This window comes from Variovorax sp. P4_D9, from assembly GCF_056401695.1.
Genome location: NZ_JBFUIU010001677.1, coordinates 1 through 721 on the forward strand (window position 1 = coordinate 1; position 721 = coordinate 721).

Below are 721 nucleotides of genomic sequence, written 5' to 3' on the forward strand. Positions count from 1 at the left end.
GAAGTACGTCGGGCTTGCCCGTTTCGTAAAACTTGACGACTTTTGCCATTTTGTCTCCTGTTCCGTAGTAAATATCAAAGTTCGCCTGCGGCTTGCCAGCCCTTGCTTCACCCTAGAACGAGTCAATAGGGTGATTTGGCTGAGTCGGCCGCAGAAAATTTCCCGCAGGCGGCTTGAGAAAGCCGCCTGCGGCCTCTCCCGGGCAGCGGTGATGCTTGAGCGGGAACGGCTCAGGCTGTTGCTGCGGCCCAGTCGCGGTTGGCCAGGGCACTCAGGCGTCGCTGCGTTTCGGCCTGGTGTTGTGCTTCTGCAGCACGCTGGCGTTCGCCGGGGTAGTAGGCGCCGTCATGCAGCAGGAAGCCGCGCTGGCCGGGCTTGCGCAGCGGCGGGTAGCCGTTCTTGGCCAGGGTTTCCTCGATGCTGTTGTACTGCATGCCGATCTGGTAGATGCGCTTGGCTTCCTCGCCGGTGGCGATTTCTCGGTTCAGCTCGCGGGAAATACGCACCAGCTTTTCGACCTGCCTGACCGAGGGGATACGCTCGCCGAGGTCGTCTTGGAGCGTGTCCTCAATACCGCGGTTTTCAGGCAGAAGAGAGTCGTCCAAAAAGTGCATGTGTATCTCCTTTAACCGGTTGAGGTCTGGGTCTGAAGCGACAGGTGCATCGTCCGCCTTTGCGCTCATTCACGCTTGACATTGCATGCCTTGCACTTTTCCTTTCG

The 721-nt window shown here is 59.1% G+C and carries 1 protein-coding gene; it reads right to left on the reverse strand.

Translation table 11 applies throughout. The features are described 5' to 3' along the window. Nucleotides 1–230: 230 nt before the first annotated feature. Complete coding sequence (locus AC1DY5_RS57720; protein WP_478123053.1) at nucleotides 231–614, reverse strand: hypothetical protein; 384 nt, start codon at nucleotides 612–614, stop codon at nucleotides 231–233. Between the last annotated feature and the right edge of the window lie 107 nt (nucleotides 615–721).

What these genes read in the sequence shown, in the direction of transcription:
- AC1DY5_RS57720 (WP_478123053.1), bottom strand. Translation starts at nt 614, where the DNA reads ATGCACTTTTTGGACGACTCTCTTCTGCCTGAAAACCGCGGTATTGAG.